Origin of the sequence: Mesorhizobium sp. M1078 (assembly GCF_040318615.1) — a bacterium.
In the GTDB taxonomy this organism is placed as follows: Bacteria; Pseudomonadota; Alphaproteobacteria; order Rhizobiales; family Rhizobiaceae; genus Mesorhizobium.
The window spans coordinates 1-20,804 of record NZ_JAMYMP010000018.1; the positions used below are offsets into that span (position 1 = coordinate 1).

18 protein-coding genes are annotated in these 20,804 nt (G+C 62.6%); 14 read left to right on the plus strand and 4 right to left on the minus strand.

Annotation, left to right across the window (positions count from 1 at the left end; all coding sequences use genetic code 11):
• Positions 1-183 precede the first annotated feature (183 nt).
• The 11 genes from pyrH (at position 184) to lpxB (ending at position 11,504) form a co-directional block, all read left to right on the plus strand.
• Positions 184-906 carry a UMP kinase gene (gene pyrH / locus NKH38_RS21740; RefSeq protein WP_023671026.1) on the plus strand — a complete coding sequence of 241 codons (723 nt, stop codon included), beginning with the start codon at positions 184-186 and terminating at the stop codon, positions 904-906.
• 100 nt (positions 907-1,006) lie between these two features.
• Positions 1,007-1,561, plus strand: a complete 555-nt coding sequence (gene frr, locus NKH38_RS21745) for a ribosome recycling factor (RefSeq protein WP_023671027.1) — start codon at positions 1,007-1,009, stop codon at positions 1,559-1,561.
• A gap of 31 nt (positions 1,562-1,592) precedes the next feature.
• Complete coding sequence (locus NKH38_RS21750) at positions 1,593-2,315, plus strand: isoprenyl transferase (RefSeq protein ID WP_023748403.1); 723 nt, start codon at positions 1,593-1,595, stop codon at positions 2,313-2,315.
• A gap of 11 nt (positions 2,316-2,326) precedes the next feature.
• Positions 2,327-3,142 carry a phosphatidate cytidylyltransferase gene (locus NKH38_RS21755; RefSeq protein WP_023815768.1) on the plus strand — a complete coding sequence of 272 codons (816 nt, stop codon included), beginning with the start codon at positions 2,327-2,329 and terminating at the stop codon, positions 3,140-3,142.
• A gap of 103 nt (positions 3,143-3,245) precedes the next feature.
• Positions 3,246-4,388 carry an RIP metalloprotease RseP gene (rseP, locus tag NKH38_RS21760; protein WP_023693444.1) on the plus strand — a complete coding sequence of 381 codons (1,143 nt, stop codon included), beginning with the start codon at positions 3,246-3,248 and terminating at the stop codon, positions 4,386-4,388.
• 217 nt (positions 4,389-4,605) lie between these two features.
• Complete coding sequence (gene bamA, locus NKH38_RS21765; protein WP_352763462.1) at positions 4,606-7,008, plus strand: outer membrane protein assembly factor BamA; 2,403 nt, start codon at positions 4,606-4,608, stop codon at positions 7,006-7,008.
• A 77-nt stretch (positions 7,009-7,085) separates the two neighbouring features.
• The gene (lpxD, locus tag NKH38_RS21770) at positions 7,086-8,144 is read left to right on the plus strand and encodes a UDP-3-O-(3-hydroxymyristoyl)glucosamine N-acyltransferase (protein WP_023700728.1); all 1,059 of its coding nucleotides are present in this window, start codon (positions 7,086-7,088) and stop codon (positions 8,142-8,144) included.
• Position 8,145: 1 nt separating this feature from the next.
• Entirely contained in the window at positions 8,146-8,598 is a 453-nt protein-coding gene (fabZ, locus tag NKH38_RS21775) for a 3-hydroxyacyl-ACP dehydratase FabZ (protein WP_023684696.1), read from the plus strand.
• Between the two features lie 15 nt (positions 8,599-8,613).
• Positions 8,614-9,447, plus strand: coding sequence for an acyl-ACP--UDP-N-acetylglucosamine O-acyltransferase (gene lpxA, locus NKH38_RS21780; RefSeq protein WP_352763457.1), 834 nt, complete (start codon positions 8,614-8,616; stop codon positions 9,445-9,447).
• Entirely contained in the window at positions 9,434-10,336 is a 903-nt protein-coding gene (locus NKH38_RS21785) for an LpxI family protein (protein WP_023824869.1), read from the plus strand. The genes lpxA and NKH38_RS21785 overlap by 14 nt, the downstream gene beginning before the upstream one ends.
• Positions 10,326-11,504, plus strand: a complete 1,179-nt coding sequence (gene lpxB, locus NKH38_RS21790) for a lipid-A-disaccharide synthase (protein WP_023726646.1) — start codon at positions 10,326-10,328, stop codon at positions 11,502-11,504. The genes NKH38_RS21785 and lpxB overlap by 11 nt, the downstream gene beginning before the upstream one ends.
• Before the next feature lie 119 nt (positions 11,505-11,623).
• On the opposite strand, the gene gltA is transcribed toward lpxB, so the two are convergent.
• Together gltA and gltX are read right to left on the minus strand one after the other, a co-directional pair.
• Positions 11,624-12,955 carry a citrate synthase gene (gene gltA / locus NKH38_RS21795; RefSeq protein WP_023671037.1) on the minus strand — a complete coding sequence of 444 codons (1,332 nt, stop codon included), beginning with the start codon at positions 12,953-12,955 and terminating at the stop codon, positions 11,624-11,626.
• A 181-nt stretch (positions 12,956-13,136) separates the two neighbouring features.
• Positions 13,137-14,561: a glutamate--tRNA ligase gene (gltX, locus tag NKH38_RS21800; RefSeq protein WP_352763452.1), complete on the minus strand. Its 1,425-nt coding sequence runs from the start codon at positions 14,559-14,561 to the stop codon at positions 13,137-13,139.
• Between the two features lie 457 nt (positions 14,562-15,018).
• Between gltX and arr the strand changes: the two genes are divergently transcribed.
• The 3 genes from arr (at position 15,019) to NKH38_RS21815 (ending at position 19,053) form a co-directional block, all read left to right on the plus strand.
• Positions 15,019-15,435 carry an NAD(+)--rifampin ADP-ribosyltransferase gene (gene arr, locus NKH38_RS21805; RefSeq protein ID WP_023696562.1) on the plus strand — a complete coding sequence of 139 codons (417 nt, stop codon included), beginning with the start codon at positions 15,019-15,021 and terminating at the stop codon, positions 15,433-15,435.
• A 219-nt stretch (positions 15,436-15,654) separates the two neighbouring features.
• Complete coding sequence (locus NKH38_RS21810) at positions 15,655-16,416, plus strand: hypothetical protein (protein ID WP_155923558.1); 762 nt, start codon at positions 15,655-15,657, stop codon at positions 16,414-16,416.
• Positions 16,417-16,596: 180 nt separating this feature from the next.
• On the plus strand, positions 16,597-19,053 hold the full coding sequence (locus NKH38_RS21815) for a ComEC/Rec2 family competence protein (RefSeq protein ID WP_352763448.1): 2,457 nt from the start codon (positions 16,597-16,599) through the stop codon (positions 19,051-19,053).
• Here the strand turns inward: NKH38_RS21815 and lexA are convergent.
• Together lexA and NKH38_RS21825 are read right to left on the minus strand one after the other, a co-directional pair.
• Positions 19,047-19,829: a transcriptional repressor LexA gene (lexA, locus tag NKH38_RS21820; RefSeq protein WP_352763445.1), complete on the minus strand. Its 783-nt coding sequence runs from the start codon at positions 19,827-19,829 to the stop codon at positions 19,047-19,049. The genes NKH38_RS21815 and lexA overlap by 7 nt on opposite strands.
• Before the next feature lie 205 nt (positions 19,830-20,034).
• The gene (locus tag NKH38_RS21825; RefSeq protein WP_023834108.1) at positions 20,035-20,799 is read right to left on the minus strand and encodes a GntR family transcriptional regulator; all 765 of its coding nucleotides are present in this window, start codon (positions 20,797-20,799) and stop codon (positions 20,035-20,037) included.
• Positions 20,800-20,804 lie beyond the last annotated feature (5 nt).

Here is a 20,804-nt window from a genome sequence, read left to right on the forward strand (position 1 = left end):
ACCCCCCCCCCCCCCCCCACCCCACACCCCGCCGGCCCCCCCCCCCAAGGGCGTATTGGGGGCGGGGGCGCCGGGCCCCCCCGGGGCCCCCTTCGTGTATCGGAACTCGGCATCGCGCCAGCGGCGGCGCCCGCGCGAGGGCGGCCTGCCCAGGCTGCCACACGCAACAATGACGAGGTCCAGATGACGGCAAAGCCCCTCTATCGACGTGTCCTGCTGAAAGCGTCGGGCGAAGCGTTGATGGGCGAGCAGCATTTCGGCATCGATGTCTCGGTGGTCGACCGAATCGCCGCCGACATCGCCGAAGCCCGCGCACTTGGCATCGAGGTCGGCGTCGTCATTGGCGGCGGCAATATCTTTCGCGGCGTGGCGGTGGCATCCAAGGGCGGCGACCGCGTCACCGGCGACCACATGGGCATGCTGGCCACCGTCATCAACTCGCTGGCGCTGCGCACCTCGCTGAACAAGATCGGCGTCGATGCCGTCGTGCTGTCGGCCATCGCCATGCCCGAACTTTGCGAGAGTTTTTCCCAGCGCCAGGCCACCGCCTATATGAACCAGGGCAAGGTCGTCATTTTCGCCGGCGGCACCGGCAATCCGTTCTTCACCACCGATTCGGCCGCGGCCTTGCGCGCCGCCGAGATCGGCGCCGACGCGTTGTTCAAGGGCACCCAGGTCGACGGCGTCTATTCGGCCGATCCCAAGAAGGATCCGAATGCGACCCGCTTCGAGCGCATCAGCCATGCCGAAGTCATCAACAAGGGCCTTTCGATCATGGATACCGCCGCAATTGCACTTGCGCGCGAAAACAACATCCCGATAATCGTCTATTCGATCCACGAAAAAGGTGGTTTCGGCGATATTCTGCGGGGCGGCGGCCGTTGCACGATCGTCGCCGACGAGTGACCCGGAGTATACTCTCCTAAAAGGGGATCAGTTTTCGAAAGCGGGTCCGAATATAGGCCCTAAGCACTGAACCCGGATCAAACGGGTCGAGGAGACTAAGATGAGTGGTGAGTTCGACGACCTCAAGCGGCGCATGGATGGCGCGATCGCCGCCTTCAAGCACGATCTGGCTTCGCTGCGCACCGGCCGTGCCTCCAGCAATCTGCTCGACGCCATCCAGGTCCAGGCCTACGGCACCACCATGCCCATCAACCAGGTGGCGAACGTGTCGGTGCCGGAGCCGCGCATGATCTCGGTTTCGGTATGGGACAAGTCGATGGTCGGCGCGGTCGACCGTGCCATCAGAGAATCCAATCTCGGCTTCAATCCGATCGTCGACGGCACCAATCTCAGAATTCCGCTGCCCGAGCTCAACGAGCAGCGCCGCAAGGAACTGGTCAAGATTTCGCATGGCTACGCCGAGAACGCCCGCGTTGCGGTGCGCCATGTCCGTCGCGACGGCATGGACTTCTTGAAGAAGGCGGAAAAGGACGGCGACATCAGCGAGGACGATCAGCGCAAGCGCTCCGATCAGGTCCAGAAGCTGACCGACGAAACGATCAGCACCATCGATCACCTGCTTTCCGATAAGGAAGCTGAAATCATGCAGGTCTAGGGTCGGCCCACACCGGCCCGAAAGCGAGACAATGGCAACGCCCGCGCATGTCGCGATCATCATGGATGGAAACGGACGCTGGGCCAAGGCGCGCGGCATGCCGCGGCTTGCCGGCCATCGCGCCGGCGTCGAAGCGCTGCGCAAGACGGTGCGCGCCGCGCCCGGTCTCGGCATTTCCTTCCTGACCGTCTACGCCTTTTCGTCGGAAAACTGGTCGCGGCCCAAGGCCGAAGTCAGCGACCTGATGGGGCTTTTGAAGCTGTTCATCCGCCGCGATCTGGCCGAACTGCACCAGAACGGCGTGCGCGTCAGGATCATCGGTGACAGGGCGGGGCTGCAGCCGGACATCAGGGGCCTGCTCGAAGAGGCCGAATCGCTGACTGCGCGCAATGAATCACTGACCTTGGTCATCGCCTTCAACTATGGCGGGCGCGACGAGATCGTGCGCACGGCACGCAAGCTCGCAGCCGCAGTGGCGCGCGGCGAGATCGACGCAGAGGCGATCACGGCAGACACTTTTGCCGGCGCCCTCGACACCGCAGGCATTCCCGATCCGGAGCTGGTCATCCGCACCAGTGGCGAGCTTCGGCTGTCGAACTTCCTTCTGTGGCAGGCAGCCTACAGCGAACTGGTTTTTCTGCCTTGCTACTGGCCTGACTTCAGCCGCGAACACCTGGCCGACGCATTGCGCGATTTTGCTGGCCGCGAGCGCCGTTTTGGCGGGCTTGCCGCTCAAGATGTCGCTGCCTCGTGATCGGCGGCGGGATGAACAATCTTCAGCTTCGCATCGTCTCGGCGCTGGTGCTGGCCGCAATAGCGCTTGGCCTGACCTGGTTGGGAGGGCTGTGGTTCCGCCTGCTTTGCGCCGGGATATCGGCGGTCATCTTCTATGAATGGGCGCGCATGTCGCGCCCCTTGGCCGGTGCGACCCTCGGCTTCATTCCCGAAGCGCTGCTTCTGGTTTTCGTCGTCGCCCTGGTTGCAGGCGTGCCGGCATCGTGGCTTCTGTCTCTTGTCCTGGCCATGGTTGTGATCGCTGCTGTCGGCGCCCGTATGCATGGAGCGGCGCAATGGGATGCAGCCGGTCTTGCCTACGCGGCTTTGTCCGGCTTATCGCTGGCGCTGCTGCGCGGCGGCGACCATCCCGGCCTGGTCGCAATCCTGTTTCTGTTCGCCGTGGTCTGGGCGACCGACATCTTCGCCTATTTCGTCGGCCGCTCCGTCGGTGGGCCCAAGCTCGCGCCATCTATATCCCCCGGCAAGACGCAGAGCGGCGCGCTTGGCGGCGCTGTCGGCGGCGTGGCCGCCGGCGTGCTTCTGGCTGCCGCCGCCGGGGCCGGCAATCTTGGCGTCCTCGCCTTGGTTGCGCTGGTGCTGTCGATTGTTGCCCAGGCTGGCGATCTCTTCGAATCCTGGGTCAAGCGCCGCCACGGCCGCAAGGATTCAAGCGCGTTGATACCCGGGCATGGCGGTGTCATGGACAGGGTGGACGGGCTTGTCGCGGCGGCTTTTGCCCTATACGTGATCGGCTGGATTTCGGCGGGCGCCGATCATCCGGCGCAGGGGCTGTTTCCGGCTTGAGTGATATTTCACGGCGAAGAAATGGCGCACGCCACGGATTCGCCTGGATTGATGTCACAGTCGCGGCGACACCTTTTGCCGCGGGTGAATTTGAGGGCATGACTTGAACGAAATTCTTCACGCGTTTTTCAGCACGGAAGGCTTTGTCCTCGGCACGCTGGTGCCGTTTCTGTTCGTGCTGACCGTGGTCGTCTTCATTCACGAAATGGGCCATTACCTGGTCGGCCGCTGGTGCGGCATTGGCGTGAAGGCCTTTTCGATCGGCTTCGGCCCCGAACTTCTCGGCTTCAACGACAGCCACGGCACGCGCTGGAAGCTCTGCGCCATACCGCTCGGCGGTTATGTCAAATTCGTCGGCGACATGAGCGCCACGTCGAGCCAGCCGAGTTCGGAAGATCTGGAAACGCTGACTGACGCTGAACGCAAGGTCGCCTTCCACACGCAACCCATCTGGAAACGCGCCGCCACGGTGGTGGCCGGACCGCTGTTCAACTTCCTTTTGACCATTGCCGTCTTTGCCGTGCTGTTTTCCCTCTATGGCCGCCCTGTGTTTGAGCCGATGGTGGCGGCGGTCACCGCCGGCAGTCCAGCCGCAAGGGCCGGCATTTTGCCAGGCGACCGATTCGTCGCCGTCGACGGCAGCAAGGTTGAGACCTTCGCCGACGTCCAGCGCCTAGTTTCGGGCCGCGGCGGCGACGCCATCACCTTCACCATGTTGCGCGACGGCAAGGAGGTCACGGTCGTCGCGACGCCGGAGCCGATGGAGCAGCTGGACGCACTGGGCAACAAGGTCAAGGTGGCCGTCATCGGCGTCGTCAACAACAAGGATGTCGGCCAGCCCAGGCTGATCACCTACAGCCCTGTCGGAGCAGTCGGCGCCGCGGTCGAGGAGACGGGGCACGTCATTCAGCGCACCGGCCAGTTCCTGCAGCGATTCGTTGTCGGCCGCGAAGACAAATGCCAGCTGGGCGGCCCGATCAAGATCGCCAAGATGTCGGGGCAGGCGGCAAAGCTGGGCTTCCTATGGCTGGTGCAACTCGTCGCCGGCCTGTCGGTCGGGATCGGAATTCTGAACCTTTTGCCGATTCCCCCCCTCGACGGCGGCCACCTCCTGTTCTACGCACTCGAAGCCGTTTTCCGGCGTCCGGTATCGGAGCGGATGATGGAAATGGGATACCGGGCCGGCCTCTTTCTGGTGCTGGGATTTATGGGCTTCGTCTTCTGGAACGATCTGTTTGGGTGCTGAAATCATGAAGAAATTTGGCTTCAGCACCGGCAATGTTGAGACGCCGTTTACCATGCACGGGGGTATGCGTGACGCGAAAGCCACGCATCAGGGTTAAGTAATTACAAATTAACCAGAAGCCTTGCGTGTAGGGAAAATCCGGTTAATACGGTAGGAGAAATTACCGCACGTCCGGTTTTCTCGCCGTGGGGACTTCGAGAAAAGGTACAAAAGCCCGATGAAGGCAGCATCCAAATTTTTGAGCGCCGCGTCCGCGGTGGCTATGTCCGCCGCTCTGGTTGTACCAGGTGCGCTCGCCGTGCAGTTCGTTGCCACATCTGCGGCGCAGGCAGCCGTTGTCTCGAGAGTCGAGGTCAGCGGCAACCAGCGTGTCGACGCCGACACCATCCGCAACTACATCACGATCAAGCCGGGCAAGGCGTTTTCCAGCGCCGATATCGACGATGCGGTCAAGGCGCTGTTCGGCACCGGGCTGTTCTCGGACGTGCAGATCAATCAGGTCGGTTCGACGCTGGTGGTCAAGGTTGCCGAATATCAGGTCGTCAACCAGGTTCTGTTCCAGGGCAACAAGAAGCTCAAGGACAATGCGCTGGCAGTCGCCGTGCAGTTGAAGCCGCGCGGGACGTTCTCGCAGGCAACGCTGGACTCCGATGTCGAGGCGGTGAAGGCTGCCTACAGGCGGATTGGCCGCGATGACGCCACTGTCACGACGCAGATCATGGATCTCGGCGACAACCGGGTGAACGTGGTCTTCAACATCAACGAAGGCGGCCGCACCAAGATCGCCGCCGTCAATTTCGTCGGCAACAGCGCCTATTCGAGCCGCCGCCTGTCCGACGTCATCGCCACCAAGCGCTCGAGCTTCCTGTCCTTCGTGCTGCGTGACGACGTCTATGACGAGGACAAGCTGCGCGCCGACCAGGAATCGCTGCGCCGCTTCTATTACAATCACGGCTATGCCGACTTCCAGGTGGTCTCAGCCGTCGGCGAGCTCGATGACACGACCAACCAGTACACCGTTACCATCACCGTCCAGGAAGGCGACCGCTATACGTTCGGCGACGTCAGCGTCGAGAGCACCATTCCCGAAGTCGATTCGAAGGCGCTGGAATCGGTGGTTCAGACCCACAAGGGCGACGTCTACAACGCCAAGGATGTCGAGGACACCATCATCGCGCTGACCGAAAAGGTCGCGGGTTCGGGCTATGCCTTCGCCCAGGTGACGCCGCGCGGTGATCGCAACTTCGAGAACCACACCATTTCGGTCGTCTATACGATCGACCAGGGCACCAAGGCCTATATCGAGCGCATCGAAATCCGCGGCAACGACCGCACGCGCGACTATGTCATTCGTCGTGAGTTCGATGTCAGTGAAGGCGACGCCTTCAACCAGGTACTCATCCAGCGCGCGAAGAAGCGGCTGGAAAAGCTGGATTACTTTGAGAAAGTCGACGTTTCGACTGTCCCGGGTTCTGAGCCAGACCAAGTCGTGCTCGTGGTTGACGTAGTCGAGAAATCGACCGGCGAGTTCTCGGTCGGCGCAGGATATTCGACCGGTGGTGACACTGCCGGTCCGTCCGTCGAAGGTTCGGTCGCGGAGCGCAACTTCCTCGGTCGCGGCCAGTACATCAAGGTTTCGGCGGGTGGTGGCAAGAATTCGCGCGACTACAGCCTGTCTTTCACCGAACCCTATTTCCTCGGGCGCCGTATCGCCGCCGGCTTCGACATCTTCCAGCAGACCCGGAATTACAGCAAATATGACAGCGAGACGCTGGGCGCGACAGTTCGGTTCGGTCTGCCGATCACCGACAACATCTCGACCCAGCTGGCGTACAATATCGCCCAGGAGAAATACAAGCTCGACGACGGTTGCGATGACAATCCTACCGACCCGGGCGATCCGAACAACCTGCCTGGCGACGGGACCCCGGACGCCGACTGCAAGATATCTCCGGCGATCGTCGAGGGAATTAATGAAAGCCCGTGGATCAAGTCGTCGGTCAGCCTTGGGCTGGTCTACAACACCATCGACGACATGAAGAGCCCGCATGAAGGCATCTACGCCACCACGACTGTGGAAGTGGCCGGCCTTGGTGGCGATGCCAAATTCGTCAAGGTTACCGGTCGTGGGACTGTCTACCAGACCCTGTCGGAACAGTTGGATCTGGTCGGCCTGATCTCCGGCGGTGCTGGCCATATTGCGGGCTATGGCGATAATGGCCTGCGTATCTTCGATCAGTTCCAGAGCAGCGACCGCATGATCCGCGGCTTCGAGTATGGCGGCATCGGTCCTGCGGATATTGCAACGGGTGACCACCTCGGCGGCACCACCTATTTCAATGCGTCGGCGGAAGCTCAGTTCCCGATACCGGTCATTCCGGAAAGCTTTGGTGTGCGCGGCGCCGTGTTTGCTGATGCCGCCACACTGTATGGCAGCAAGATTAACGTCGCCGGGGTTACTCAAGCTTCAACTGATCTAGAGTTGCGCGCTTCGGTTGGTGTCGGCTTGTTGTGGTCATCGCCTTTCGGCCCGATCCGCATCGACTACGCGATGCCCGTCAAGAAGGAAAAGACCGACGACGTGCAGGAATTCAACTTCGGCATGTCGAGCCGCTTCTGATCTTGCGGTAACGATGCTTCCGGGCCGTTGGGGTCCGGAAGAGAATTGATCCGACCTAGCTGGATATTGCTTCTGGAATGACCGATCCGGTGTTCTTCGCGCCATCACGCCGGTATACGGCCGGCGAAGTCGCGAATCTGACCGGCGCGTCGCTCGTCGATTCCGACCTTGCCCACATATCGATCGATGCGTTGGCGCCAGCCAACGAAGGCGGCGAGGGTGCGCTCGTCTTCGTCGACGGCAAGCGCAATTTCGCGCTGATGCAGTCGCTCAAGGCGGCGGCCGTGTTTTGTCCCGCTGAGTTCGCCGGCAAGGCGCCGGCCGGCATCGCGGTTCTGGTTCATCCGCGCCCGCAGCAGGCCTTCGCCATGATCGGCCGACTGCTGTTCCCGACGGCGGCTACGCCGGGGCCGATGACCAGCGAAACCGGGGTCTCGCCGCAAGCTCATGTCGATGCCACGGCGCATATCGAGGCAGGCGCGATCATCGAAGCCGGAGCCGTCGTTGGCCCGCGTGCTTCCATCGGCAGCGGAACGGTCATTGCCCCCCACGCCGTTATCGGCCCCTCCTGCCAGATCGGCCGTGACGGCTACATCGGGCCGGGTGTCAGTGTTCAGTACGCGCTGATCGGCAACCGCGTCATCATTCATGGCGGCGCCAGGATCGGCCAGGACGGCTTCGGCTTTGTCGGCGGCGCCAAAGGCCCTGAGCGTGTGCCGCAGGTCGGCCGCGTCATCATTCAGGACGATGTCGAAATCGGCTCGAACACGACCGTCGATCGCGGCGCCATGTCGGATACGGTCATCGGTCAGGGGACCAAGATCGACAATCTGGTGCAGATCGCCCATAACGTTCGCATCGGCCGCAATTGCATTATTGCCGGGCTCTCTGGTATTTCCGGCTCCGTCACCGTCGGCGACGGTGTCACCATGGGGGGCGGCGTTGGCCTTGCCGATCATTTGACCATCGGATCAGGGGCCAAGCTTGCTGCAAGAAGCGGGTTCATGAGCAACGTGCCGGCGGGCGAGATCTGGGGAGGCTATCCGGCGCAGCCGATGGCGGAAGCCATGCGCGAGATCGCCATGCTGAGGAAGCTCGCCAGGACGCGCAAGCAGGGCGAAGGGGGAAGTAGCTGAGATGGTGCCGGCGACGCTCGAAGCGGTCGATATATTGGGGTTAATGAAGCTTTTACCGCATCGCTATCCCTTCCTGATGATCGATCGCATCATCGAAATCGACGGCAATGATTCTGCCATCGGCATCAAGAACGTGACCATCAATGAGCCGCATTTCCAGGGCCATTTCCCGGATCAGCCGGTGATGCCGGGCGTGCTCATCGTCGAGGCTATGGCGCAGACGGCCGGCGCGATCTGCATCCGTAACCTCAACACGGAAAAGCCCTCGCTGGTCTATTTCCTGACCATCGATAATGCGAAATTCCGCAAACCGGTCGTCCCGGGCGACCAGTTGAAAATCCACGTCAAGAAAATCAAGATGCGCGGCAACCTGCTCAAATTCGCCTGCGAGGCCATGGTGGAGGGCACAAAGGCCGCCGAAGCCGAGATCTCGGCAATGATGGTTACCGGCTGACGGTTCGAAATGCTCATGAAAATACAGACTTCAATCCACCCCTCGGCCGTCATCGAGGCCGGCGCGCAGATCGGCGAAGGCGCCTCCATAGGGCCTTTCTGCTATGTCGGCTCTGACGCCGTGATCGGTGACCGCGTCGAACTGGTCAGCCATGTCTCGGTGCTGGGCGCGACAACCATTGGCGCCGCGACCAGGGTCTATCCAATGGCGACACTGGGCGGACCGCCGCAGAACACCAAGCACAAGGGCGGCCGCACCACTTTGGTCATCGGCCAGAACTGCACGATCCGCGAAGGCGTGACCATGCATCTCGGCACCGATTCCAGCCGCGGCGAGACGACCGTCGGCGACAACGGCAATTTCCTTGCCTATGCCCACATTGCCCATGATTGCGTCGTCGGTAAAAACGCCACCTTCGCCAATGGCGCGACCCTGGGCGGCCATTGCGAGGTCGGTGACAACGTATATATTGGCGGCCTCAGCGCCGTTCATCAGTTCGTGCGTGTTGGCGACAACGCCTTTCTCGGCGGCTGCTCGGCTTTTGTCGGCGATGTCATTCCTTACGCCATTGCGGTGGGCAATCGCGCCAGCCTGCGTGGACTCAATATCATCGGCCTGAAGCGCGCCGGGTTGCCGCGCGCCGAAATCTACCTGCTGCGCAAGGCTTACAAGACCATCTTCGACCGCTCCCGCACTGTCGGCGAGAACATCGAATTCGCCAAGGCCGAGTTTGCGTCGTCGCCGACGGCCATGAAAATCATCGATTTCATCACCAGTCGCGGCAAGCGGCATTTTGCCGTCCCGTCGCTTAAGGGTGGCGACGGCGACGATGCCGATGACGAAGGCTGAGGCCACTTCAACGGGCCTCGATCTTGCGCCGGACGCCAGGGTCGGCATCATTGCCGGCGGCGGTAGCTTGCCGGTCGAAGTTGCCGCCGGCCTGGCGGAGGCCGGACATCCGCCCGTCATCATCCTGGTCGAAGGTCAGGCCGACCGTCAGTCCGACCTCACAATCTATGAGCATGAAAGCCTTGCGCTGGAAGACATCGGCTCGCTGGTTGCGTTGCTGAGGCGCCGGCGGATCACCCATCTTGTGCTTGCCGGCGAGATCAGGCGCAGGCCGCGGTTGGTCGACATGCGTCCGAACCTTGGGCTACTGGCACTTATACCCTCGCTCGCCATGGCGCTTGCCCGCGGCGATGACGGGCTGTTGAAGATATTGACCCGCGGCCTGGAGGCACGGGGCGTCAAGGTTGTCGGTGCGCATGAAGTCGTGCCCCGGCTCGTCGCGGCCGAAGGGCCGCTGACCAAAGCAGTGCCGCGAAAGTCCGACTGGCGCGATATCGAGGCGGCACACGCGGCGGCAAAGGCCATCGGCGCGCTCGACATTGGTCAGGCGGCAATTGCCATCGGTGGCCGCACTGTTGCCCTGGAAGGCGTCGAGGGCACCCACGGACTGCTCGAGCGGACGCAGCAGTTGCGCGGCCATGGCAGGCTGGCCGGCAAGACGCGCGGTGTCCTGGTCAAATGCGCCAAGCCTGGCCAGGAATTGCGTGCCGATCTGCCATCTATTGGCCCCCAGACCGTCGAGGCGGCGCATGCCGCGGGGCTCGCCGGCATTGCCGTCGAAGCCGGCCGTTCGCTCATCCTCGAAGGCCCCGCCGTTCTCGCGCGCGCCAATGCGCTCGGCCTGTTCGTGTTCGGCCTGCCGGCTGCGGAGTCTGTCCATGGCAGCTGAGAAGCCGCTGAAGATTGCCATCGTCGCCGGCGAAGAATCCGGCGACCTGCTGGGCGCCGACATCGTGCAGGCGCTGAAGCGCATGACCGGGCGCGAGGTGCAACTCGTCGGCACTGGCGGGCGGCATCTGCAGGCGCTCGGACTGGCGCCGCTGTTCGACGGCGCCGAGATCGCGCTGATGGGGCTCAGCGCGATCCTGCGTGACCTGCCGCGCCTGATGCGGCGGATCAGCCAGACGGCAAGTGCTGTCGCCGCCGAAAAACCCGACTGTCTGATCACCATCGACAGCCCCGATTTCTCGCTGCGCGTCGCCAAAAAGGTCCGCGCCACCGATACGTCGATCCCGATCGTCCATTATGTCTGCCCGAGCGTCTGGGCGTGGCGGCCGGGTAGGGCGGCCGCGATGAAGCCCTATGTCGACCACATACTGTGCATCCTGCCTTTCGAGGTAAAGGAGCTCAGCCGTCTCGGCGGCCCGCCCGGCACTTACGTCGGACATCGCCTCACGCATGATCCAGGCGTGCTGGGCGCGGCCAGGGCGCAAGCCCAGCCACGCGATCTCTCGGCCGATCACGTCAAGACGCTGCTCGTCCTGCCAGGGTCGCGGCGCGGCGAGGTGAGCCGGCTTATCGGTCCGTTCGGCGAGACGGTGTCGGCGCTGCGCGCGCGTGGCCACCGGCTGCGGCTGTTGCTGCCGACGGTGCCGCATGTCGCCGAACTGGTCAAAACATCGGTGGCGCGCTGGGATCAGGAGCCGGAAGTCATCCTCGATCCCGAGCGCAAGTGGCAGGCCTTCGGCAAGGCCGATGCGGCGCTGATCGCGTCTGGAACGGTGTCACTGGAACTGGCGATGTCGGGTGTCCCGATGATCTCTTGCTACAAGTTCGATCCGATCATGCTGATGGCGCAGAGCCTGATCACGGTGTGGAGCGCTGCTTTGCCCAACCTTATTGCCGACCGGCCGGTCGTGCCGGAAAGCTACAACCAGTATGTGCGGCCGCACTATCTGGCGCGGCAGCTCGAGGCACTGTTCTCAGACACCGCCTACCGCGCTTGGCAAAAGGACGGCTTTGGCGAGGTTGCCAGACGCATGGCCACCGACAGGCCCTCCGGCGACATCGCCGCCGATGTCGTTCTTCGCCACATCGGGAGAGCGAATAGGGCTTAGCGAGTGAATAGTGAATAGTGAATAGTGATTAACGAGCTCTCGACTATAATCAAGCTGCTACTTACTACCTGCTATTACTACCTGCTATTCACTACTTACCATTCACCATTCACTCTCTTTCACCTTTTCGCAATCGGCACGTAGTCGCGTTCCGGGGCGCCGGTATAGAGCTGGCGCGGGCGGCCGATCTTCTGGTGCGGGTCCTCGATCATTTCCTTCCACTGCGCGATCCAGCCGACGGTGCGCGCGACCGCGAACAGCACGGTGAACATGGTGGTGGGGAAGCCCAGCGCCTTCAGCGTGATGCCGGAATAGAAATCGACGTTCGGATAGAGCTTCTTTTCGATGAAGTAGGAATCGGTCAGCGCGATCTTTTCCAGCTCCATGGCGATGTCGAGCAGCGGATCGTCCTTGATGCCGAGTTCGCCGAGCACCTCATGCGCCGTCTTCTGCATGATTTTCGCACGAGGATCGTAGTTCTTGTAGACGCGATGGCCGAAGCCCATCAGCCGGAACGGATCGTTCTTGTCCTTGGCGCGGGCGATGAATTCCGGGATGTGGTCGACATGGCCGATTTCTCCCAGCATGTTGAGCGCCGCCTCATTGGCGCCGCCATGCGCCGGGCCCCACAGGCAGGCGATGCCGGCGGCGATGCAGGCGAACGGATTGGCGCCCGACGAGCCTGCAAGCCGCACGGTCGAGGTCGAGGCGTTCTGCTCGTGGTCGGCATGCAGGATGAAGATGCGCTCCATGGCGCGCGCCAGCACCGGATTGATCTTGTATTCCTCGCACGGAACCGCAAAGCACATATGCAGGAAGTTGGCGGCGAAGTTCAGCTCGTTCTTCGGGTAAATGAAGGGCTGGCCGATATGGTATTTGTAGGCCATGGCCGCAATCGTCGGCATCTTGGCAATCAGCCGCATCGAGGCGACCATGCGCTGATACGGGTCCGAAATGTCGGTGGAGTCGTGATAGAAGGCCGACAGCGCGCCGACCACGCCGCACATCACAGCCATCGGATGCGCGTCGCGGCGGAAGCCGGTGAAGAAGCGCGACATCTGCTCGTGCACCATGGTGTGGCGCGTCACCCGGTAGTCGAAATCGTCCTTCTGTGCCTTGGTCGGCAGTTCGCCGTAGAGCAGGAGGTAGCAGACTTCGAGGAAGTCGCCATGCTCGGCCAGCTGGTCGATGGGATAGCCGCGGTGAAGCAGGATGCCGGCATCGCCGTCGATGAAGGTTATCGCCGACTCGCAGCTCGCCGTCGAAGTGAAGCCGGGATCGTAGGTGAAGGCGCCGGTGGTGTTGTAGAGCGCACCGATGTCGATGACGTCGGGCCCGACCGACCCGCTTCGCACCTTGAATTCATGCGTCTTGCCGGCCAGTTCGAGCGTGGCAGTCGACGGGTGCGTCGTCTTGCTGCCGGTTTCCAGTCTTGTCGCAGCTTCGCTCATTCTCAAACTCCTTCATGTTCCTCATGCCGGCAAGGCAATTCCTGCAAACGACACGTCGAAATCACCGGAATGCGCGAACTCGCCACCGCATTTTGGGAGGTGCGTGCCTGATTGGGCCAAGGCCTAATGTTGCACTGCGAAACCCGCCTTTCAATGCCAATCTTTTTGGGCCAGCTCGCTCCTAATCGATTTGATCCGCAATCCGCGCCAGGCTTTCCTCGCGGCCAAGCACGGCAAGCACGTCGAACACGCCGGGCGAGGTGCTACGGCCGGTAAGGGCCGCCCGGAGCGGTTGGGCCACGGCGCCGAGCTTGTGGCCGCCGGCCGTTGCGAACTCGCGCACCGCGGCTTCAGCCGCGGCAGCCGACCAATCGCCCGAAACAGTCTGCAAAGCGGCATGTGCGCCGCGCAGGATCGCGCGCGCGTCGGCACTGAGCAGTGCTGCCGCCTTCTCGGCGATCGGCAGCGGCCGCTCGACGAACAGGAAGGCAGCGCCATCGGCCAGTTCCACCAGCGTCTTGGCGCGCTCTTTCAGGCCCGGCAAGGCGGCCAGCAGCTGCGCCTTCCTGGCGTCGTCGAGACGGGCGGCGATAGCAGATCCGCCTTCGAGGTATGGCAGAGTGGCGACGAAAATGTCGAACAGCTCGGTATCGGCCATCTTGCGCATATGCGCGCCGTTGATTGACTCGAGCTTGGCGAAGTCGAAGCGCGCCGCACCCTTGTTGACATCGCCGATGTCGAACCACGAAATCATGTCCTTGATCGACATGATCTCGTCGTCGCCATGGCTCCAGCCGAGCCGCGCCAGATAGTTGAGCAGTGCCTCGGGCAGATAGCCCATGGCGCGATAAGCCTCGACACCGAGTGCGCCGTGCCGCTTCGACAGCTTGGCGCCGTCGGCGCCGTGGATCAGCGGGATATGCGACATCGACGGGACGTCCCAGCCCATCGCGTTGTAGATCACCGTCTGGCGCGCGGCGTTGGTCAGATGGTCGTCGCCACGGATGATGTGGGTGACGCCCATGTCATGGTCGTCGACGACGACGGCATGCATGTAGGTCGGATTGCCGTCCGAGCGCAGGATGATGAAATCGTCGAGGTCCTTGTTGGGGAAGCGCACCTCGCCCTGCACACGGTCGTGCACCACGGTTTCGCCCTCGGTCGGCGCCTTGATGCGGATGGCGCCCTTGACGCCGGGAGGCGCCTCCGAGGGGGCACGATCGCGCCACTGGCCGTTGTAGCGCGGCGGCAAGCCCTTGGCGCGTGCGGCCTCGCGCATCGCCTCGAGCTCGGCAGGCGTCTCGTAGCTGTAATAGGCCTTGCCCAGGCGCACCAGCTCCTCGGCCACCTCACGGTGGCGCGGCGCGCGCTCGAACTGCGATATGGCCTCACCGTCCCAGGAAAGGCCGAGCCAGGTCAGCCCATCCAGAATGGCCTGTGTCGCCGCCTCGTTGAAGCGTTCGCGGTCGGTGTCCTCGATGCGCAGCACCATCGTGCCGCCGGTGTGCTTGGCGTACAGCCAGTTGAACAGTGCGGTGCGCGCGCCGCCTATATGCAGATAGCCGGTGGGCGAGGGGGCAAAACGGGTGACGACCGTGTCGGACATGGAACTCTCGGGAACCTTGGAAAGCGGGGCGTGATCGCGCGGACTTTCGCGCTTTGCGCGTTCATGTAGCATAGGAGGTCTGGGGCGCAAGGGGCAGACCCGATGGCTGGACGAGGCCGGGGCACGTCGGCAATTATCGGTTGCGTCAACGGGCGCCGGAGCCTTGTAGCACAAAATCTGTTCGCACCTCCGCGCAACCTCGTTTGGCAGCAGCGTCAATGTCTGGGTTTCATTCGGCTGCAGCGTCCGTCACAGTGCCTGGAACATCGCTGCGACGGTGGTAGCCTCCTCTGACGAGCGGACATTACGGAGGCGGCACTGCGCGACTACAGCGCCGCCGTGACAGCGTTGGCTTGGTCACGCATATTGACCTTTCTGCAATCATTATCGTGAACACCGCAACTGTGTGCAGTCCGGTCTCGCCACTAAGGAAGCATGATTGAAAGAAGGACTACCGATGACCAGAAACGCTGACCATACGGAGGGTGATCCGTTCTACCATGGCACCCGGGCGGATTTGAAACCCGGGGATCTGCTGAGCGTCGGCCACCCTTCCAATTTCAGAGGTAAACCACTGTCATGGATCTATTTCACCCAGACACTGGAAGCCGCCATCTGGGGAGCAGAGCTTGCAACGGGTGACGGTCGTCAAAGGATTTACATCGTAAAGCCGACGGGGTTTTTCATGGATGACCCTAACCTGACCGATAAAAAATTTCCCGGTAATCCGACGAAATCCTACCGCTCCCGTGATCCGTTACTCATCCTGGGGGAGCTCGCTGAATGGCAGGGTCATACACCCGAACAATTGAAGGCAATGCACGATGGGCTTGCTCGCCTGAGGGCGGAGGGCCGGGATATGATTGAGGATTGAGCGTCCTTGGCGAGTCAATTCCGGCGCGGTGGACGCGACCGCACGGACTTTCGCGCTTTGCGCGTTCATGTAGCATAGGAGGTCTGGGGCGCAAGGGCAGACCCGATGGCTGGACGTGGCCGGGGGCACGAAGGCACCGTGAATTCAGCTAAAGCCTGTAGCTCCGTGCAACGCCATTTGGCAGAGACCACAGCAAGGGAATTGGTCATTGGGGGTGAGATGAGTGAAGTGTCAGAAACGCCAAGGAAGGCAAAAGGCTCGCGCTGGGTGGCCGGCGGTTGGATCGTGACGGGAATCTACGTTCTGCTTGTCGCTTGGGCGCTGGCGTCGGGAGGCTATGTTGAGTTCAAGACGCCACTTAGCCTGAATGATTTCGCGGCTGTGCTGACCGGCGTTTTCGCCCCTCCTGCGTTTCTATGGCTGGCCGTGGCCACCATGGTGCAATCGGGAGAACTCGCCCTACAGCGTGAGGAGCTACAACTTACCCGGCAGGAATTTGTCCAAAGCAGAGAGGTCGCTAAGGAGCAAGCTCTGGAGGCCAAAAATCAGGCGCACTTCATTGAAGTTCAAACTGGCATCTTTGCGAGTGACGCAGCGGATCGTCATCTCGATGCAATGCTGCAAAGCTTAGTCGAACTTTTGCTCCAGAAATTCCAAAACCCTATGGTGGTGCGAGCGTCCAACGGCGACACTCAGCAAATCAGGGGCCTCGCCTCTGGAGATGTCCACACTCTCGGCGGTATGGTCGATAGCGTGCGCGGATCGACGTCTGATCTCCGCAAGATGCTCATGGTCTACCCGGATGCCAAAGTCTACATACTTCCTGGCCCGTTGAAAGCGCTAAAAAGCACAATTGGCGAGCTAAGGGCACATATCCCGGGCGTCTCTGCTGCTAGAAGGGCGGTCCTCGCCGCCTCCAATTTTCGCGGCTTCCTTCACGACGCGGACTACATTCTCAGTGTTTCGTTCACAGGAACGTGACAACTGAGCGCCGGGTTGTCGGTGTGTTCATGCTTGAGGAGGACTTACGGCGCGCCTTGCTGCAGGACTTTCGAGAGGAGTGAAAGCGCGGTGGGTTTGATTCTAACGCACGACACACGGACTTTCGCACTTTGCGCGTTCATGTAGCATGGGAGGTCTGGGGCGCAAGGGGCAGACCCGATGGCTGGACGTGGCCGGGGCACGAAGGAAGGCGAAGGCGCCGAGGCAAGCGTCAGCGAACGCTCGCTGTTTGCCGATAGTCCCTATGCCGAGCCGCTGCCCCTCGCGCTGCCGGAGCCGCATCCCGGCGTCGCGCCTGCGCTGCCCGGTCACGCCTTGCCGGCGCAAGTCACAGCGCCCGGATCTATCGCCCGTCTGCGCAGACGGCTTCGCCGTCCGTCATGGCCCGCGCTCCGCCGCAGCCTTGCCGCGGCCGCCAACGCGGAGCTCGACCGGGGCGTCGCCTTCCTGCTGGTGCCGGTTTTCCTGGCGGCCGGCGTCATCATTTATTTCTCGCTGGCCGGCGAGCCCGGCTTTGCGCAGCCAATCGCCATTGTGGTGCTGGTGACATGTTGCGCTGTCGCCACGCGACCTCGGCCGAGGACGCATCTGTTCTGCATGGCCGCGATGCTGTGCGCGCTCGGCGTCGTCGCCGCCAAGGTCGAGACCTGGCGCGCCGGAACGCAGATGCTCGGCTCCGAGATCCAGACACGGCTGACCGGCCGCGTCGTCAGTCTCGAACAGATGGAGAGCGGGCGCATCAGGCTGACGCTTGACGTGGTTTCGACCGCTTACCCCGAGTTGCGCTACGCCCCGGAGCGGGTCAGGCTCTCGGCGCGGACCGTTCCCGCCGATATGACCGCCGGCTCCCTGATCACCGGCTATGCCAGGCTGTTGCCGCCGACCGGTCCGGTGCGGCCGGAGAGCTACGATTTCTCCTTCGACAGCTATTTCACCGGTATCGGCGGCAGCGGCTTCTTTCTCGGGAATCCGAAAACCATTGCTACGCAGGGACCGCCGCCGCTGGCCGCGCGGCTCTCCTCGGCAATCGAGAACGCGCGCGAAAACATTGCCGACCATATCAGGGGCAAGATCGGCGGCGCCGAAGGCGAGATTGCCGCGGCGTTGATTGTCGGGGTGCGCGCCGGCATCCCGGACGAGGTCAACGAAGCGATGCGGCGCACCGGCATATACCACATCATCTCCATCTCCGGCCTGCACATGGCGCTGGTTGCCGGCACCATCATGGCGTTGCTGCGTGGCGCCTTTGCGCTGTTTCCCGATTTCTCTTCGCGCCGGCCGGTGAAGAAATATGCGGCCGCGGCAGCGCTTGTCTCGATCGCCGCCTATCTCGTTATTTCAGGCGTCGTGGTTGCCGCCGAGCGCAGCTTCATCATGCTGGCGGTCATGCTTGTCGCCGTGCTGTTTGATCGCGCCGCACTCACCATGCGCAATCTGGCGATCTCCGCCATTGCCGTCATCCTGGTGTCGCCGCACGAGGTGGTCGGTCCCAGCTTCCAGATGTCGTTTGCCGCCACTGCCGCCCTTGTCGGCGCCTATGCCGGCTGGGCCGATTACCGCGCCGACAAGGTGAGAACGCCGCTGGCAAAGCGCTCCTTCGTCGGCTTCCTGTCGCGAAAATTCGCGCTGGCCATGGGCGGCCTCGCCATGACCTCGATCATCGCCGGCAGTGCAACCTTGCTGTTCGCCATCTGGCATTTTCAGCGTGTGTCGCCGCTCAGCCTGATCGCCAATCTGGCCGTGATGCCGATTGTTTCGTTGATCGTCATGCCCTTTGCCGTGCTCAGCGCACTGGCGATGCCGTTCGGCGCCGACGGGCCGCTCCTCTATGTGATGGGCAAGGGTCTGATGGCGATGATCGCTATATCGGCCTGGATTTCCGAGCGCTCGCCGGTCGACGCCGTCGGGCTGATCTCCATCCGCTCGGTGCTGTTGGTGGCGGTCGCCCTCGTCATCGCCACCATGGCCACCACCTGGCTCAGGTTGGCGGCCGTGCCTTTCGCGCTGGCCGGCCTGTTGACGGTGCCGCAGGTGCTTACGCCCGACGTGCTCATATCCGAGGATGCGCATCTGGTGGCCATGCCGATCGGTGGCGGCGAACTCGCCCTCAACCGCGAACGCTCCAACGAATTCACCACGGACAATTGGAAACGGGCGCTGCGGGCCGAAACCATTATCCCACCTGAGATTTTCGAGGCAACAGATACGCGGTTCGATCTCGATCCGCTCGATCTGCCGCCCGGCTCGCCCTTCTATTGCACCGGCGATCTCTGTATCGCCCGGCACCCTTCCGGAGCCATTGTAGCGCTTGCGAAAGACCGCAAGACGGCGCGGCCGGCCTGTGCCTTCGCGAGCCTGATCGTCATCGATGACGCCACCGCCTACAATCCGTGCCGCGACCCGCTGGTGCTGGTCGTGACTAAGAAACAGCTGGCCCGCGACGGCAGCGCCGCCGTCTTCTTCGATCCGCAATCGGCAGCGGCAGCGCCAACCATCCGCTTCGCCGTCGACAAGCCGTATCGCCCCTGGCACGAGCAACGCCGCTTCTCCCGCGAAGCGCGCGGCCTGCCGCCTTACAACCAGCGTGAAAAGTACAAACCCAAGCCGGCTCAGTAGCGCCGGATCAATCCGACAAGCTTGCCCTGCACCTTCACCCTGTCCGGTCCAAAAATGCGGGTCTCGTAGGCCGGGTTGGCGGCTTCCAGGGCGATCGAGGCGCCCTTGCGGCGGAAGCGTTTCAGGGTCGCTTCCTCATCGTCGACCAACGCCACCACGATCTCGCCGGGGCTGGCTGTGTCGGCATTGCGGATGATGACCGTGTCGCCATCGAAAATGCCGGCCTCGATCATCGAATCGCCCTTAACCTCGAGCGCGTAGTGTTCGCCGCCCATGATCATGTCGGGCGGCACCGAGATCGAATGGGTCTGATGCTGGATGGCGTCGATCGGCACGCCGGCGGCGATGCGTCCCATAACCGGGATTGAAATCGCGGAAACGGCATCGTCATTGCCGGCCGACATCGAACGCGACGGCGAGCCCGGCCTGATCTGGCGGCCGAGACCGCCTTGGCCCAACGCGCCTTGTCCCTGGCCGCCTTGCCCTTGGCCGGTTTGACCAAGACTGCCCTGAATGACGCTCGGCGAAAACTTCCTCGCCGCATTGAGGCCTGGTGCGATCGAGTCGGGTAGCCGCAGCACTTCCAGCGCGCGCGCCCGGTTCGGCAGCCGGCGAATGAAACCGCGCTCCTCAAGCGCTGTGATCAGTCGGTGGATGCCGGACTTGGAGGCGAGGTCGAGCGCTTCCTTCATCTCGTCGAAGGACGGCGGGATTCCGCTCTCCTTCAGGCGTTCATGGATGAACATCAGAAGCTCATGTTGTTTGCGCGTCAGCATCGCGGCCCCCAAGGGTTCTGAAACCAGAATCGGAAAAAACAAACCCAGAACAAACACTATCTGTTCCAGTTGTGTTCCGCAACCTTTTAAAGTTTAATGAATGTGTTGACGTTTTGTTCAGCGTAACGTTCGGCGCTGCGAGCGCCGCCTGCGCCCAGTTGCCAGCAACGGGGTGAAACGAAGACAAAGTGCCCTGCGTCGTCGGTTACGATCGCCGCTTCCCTTTCGGACGGGGCTGCGCAGCATCCGCGCCGGGTTCGCTCTGGGCATAGACCTGCAGCGTGGAGCCGATGTGAGCGGTCATCAGAGTTTTCGCACGTTCGACGTCGCGATCGAGGGCCGCTTCCATCAGGGCGGTATGGTGTTCGATCGCCACGGCGTCGCGCAGGGCCGCCACGGCCTTCCGGTGCCCATCCGTGCGGCCGGCGGCGGCGCGCAGCGTGGGGGCCAGACCCAGAAAGCGGTGATGGCGATGCAATTGGTCGGAAATCGTTGCATTGAAGCGCAGCAGCCAGCTGGATGTCGCGGCACTGAGCAGCGCCGCATGGAAGGCATCGTGTTTTTCGTACCACGCGTCGACCGCATCATCCGATGGATCGTCGAGAACAGACCCGCACCGTGAGAGACGATAGTGGGCGGCAACGACCGCGTCTTCCCACTCACGGTCGCCTTTCTCGATCGATTCCACCAGCAGGGGCAGTTCGACCACCAGCCGCGCACGCGCCAGATCCTCGAGCTCCGCCCGAGAGACGGGAGCGACCGCAAACCCGCGGTTGCTGATGGCGGTCACAAGCCGTTCCGCCTCCAGCCGCGACAGCGCTTCGCGCAACGGCGTCCAGCCGATGCCGTAGGTGTTGCGCAACGTGCTCAGCTTCAACGGCGCGGCAGGCGCCAGCCGGGTCGCAAGAATATCGCGCCTGAGCAGGCGATAGGCCACTTCCGTCTTCGAGGTCTGCTCGTCATCCAGCATCGTGA

Excerpts from the sequence above, each read along its gene's own strand:
- pyrH (WP_023671026.1), top strand. The coding sequence starts at position 184 with ATGACGGCAAAGCCCCTCTATCGACGTGTCCTGCTGAAAGCGTCGGGC.
- frr (WP_023671027.1), top strand. The coding sequence starts at position 1,007 with ATGAGTGGTGAGTTCGACGACCTCAAGCGGCGCATGGATGGCGCGATC.
- NKH38_RS21750 (WP_023748403.1), top strand. The coding sequence starts at position 1,593 with ATGGCAACGCCCGCGCATGTCGCGATCATCATGGATGGAAACGGACGC.
- NKH38_RS21755 (WP_023815768.1), top strand. The coding sequence starts at position 2,327 with ATGAACAATCTTCAGCTTCGCATCGTCTCGGCGCTGGTGCTGGCCGCA.
- bamA (WP_352763462.1), top strand. The coding sequence starts at position 4,606 with ATGAAGGCAGCATCCAAATTTTTGAGCGCCGCGTCCGCGGTGGCTATG.
- lpxD (WP_023700728.1), top strand. The coding sequence starts at position 7,086 with ATGACCGATCCGGTGTTCTTCGCGCCATCACGCCGGTATACGGCCGGC.
- fabZ (WP_023684696.1), top strand. The coding sequence starts at position 8,146 with ATGGTGCCGGCGACGCTCGAAGCGGTCGATATATTGGGGTTAATGAAG.
- lpxA (WP_352763457.1), top strand. The coding sequence starts at position 8,614 with ATGAAAATACAGACTTCAATCCACCCCTCGGCCGTCATCGAGGCCGGC.
- NKH38_RS21785 (WP_023824869.1), top strand. The coding sequence starts at position 9,434 with ATGACGAAGGCTGAGGCCACTTCAACGGGCCTCGATCTTGCGCCGGAC.
- lpxB (WP_023726646.1), top strand. The coding sequence starts at position 10,326 with ATGGCAGCTGAGAAGCCGCTGAAGATTGCCATCGTCGCCGGCGAAGAA.
- gltA (WP_023671037.1), bottom strand. The coding sequence starts at position 12,955 with ATGAGCGAAGCTGCGACAAGACTGGAAACCGGCAGCAAGACGACGCAC.
- gltX (WP_352763452.1), bottom strand. The coding sequence starts at position 14,561 with ATGTCCGACACGGTCGTCACCCGTTTTGCCCCCTCGCCCACCGGCTAT.
- arr (WP_023696562.1), top strand. The coding sequence starts at position 15,019 with ATGACCAGAAACGCTGACCATACGGAGGGTGATCCGTTCTACCATGGC.
- NKH38_RS21810 (WP_155923558.1), top strand. The coding sequence starts at position 15,655 with ATGAGTGAAGTGTCAGAAACGCCAAGGAAGGCAAAAGGCTCGCGCTGG.
- NKH38_RS21815 (WP_352763448.1), top strand. The coding sequence starts at position 16,597 with ATGGCTGGACGTGGCCGGGGCACGAAGGAAGGCGAAGGCGCCGAGGCA.
- lexA (WP_352763445.1), bottom strand. The coding sequence starts at position 19,829 with ATGCTGACGCGCAAACAACATGAGCTTCTGATGTTCATCCATGAACGC.
- NKH38_RS21825 (WP_023834108.1), bottom strand. The coding sequence starts at position 20,799 with ATGCTGGATGACGAGCAGACCTCGAAGACGGAAGTGGCCTATCGCCTG.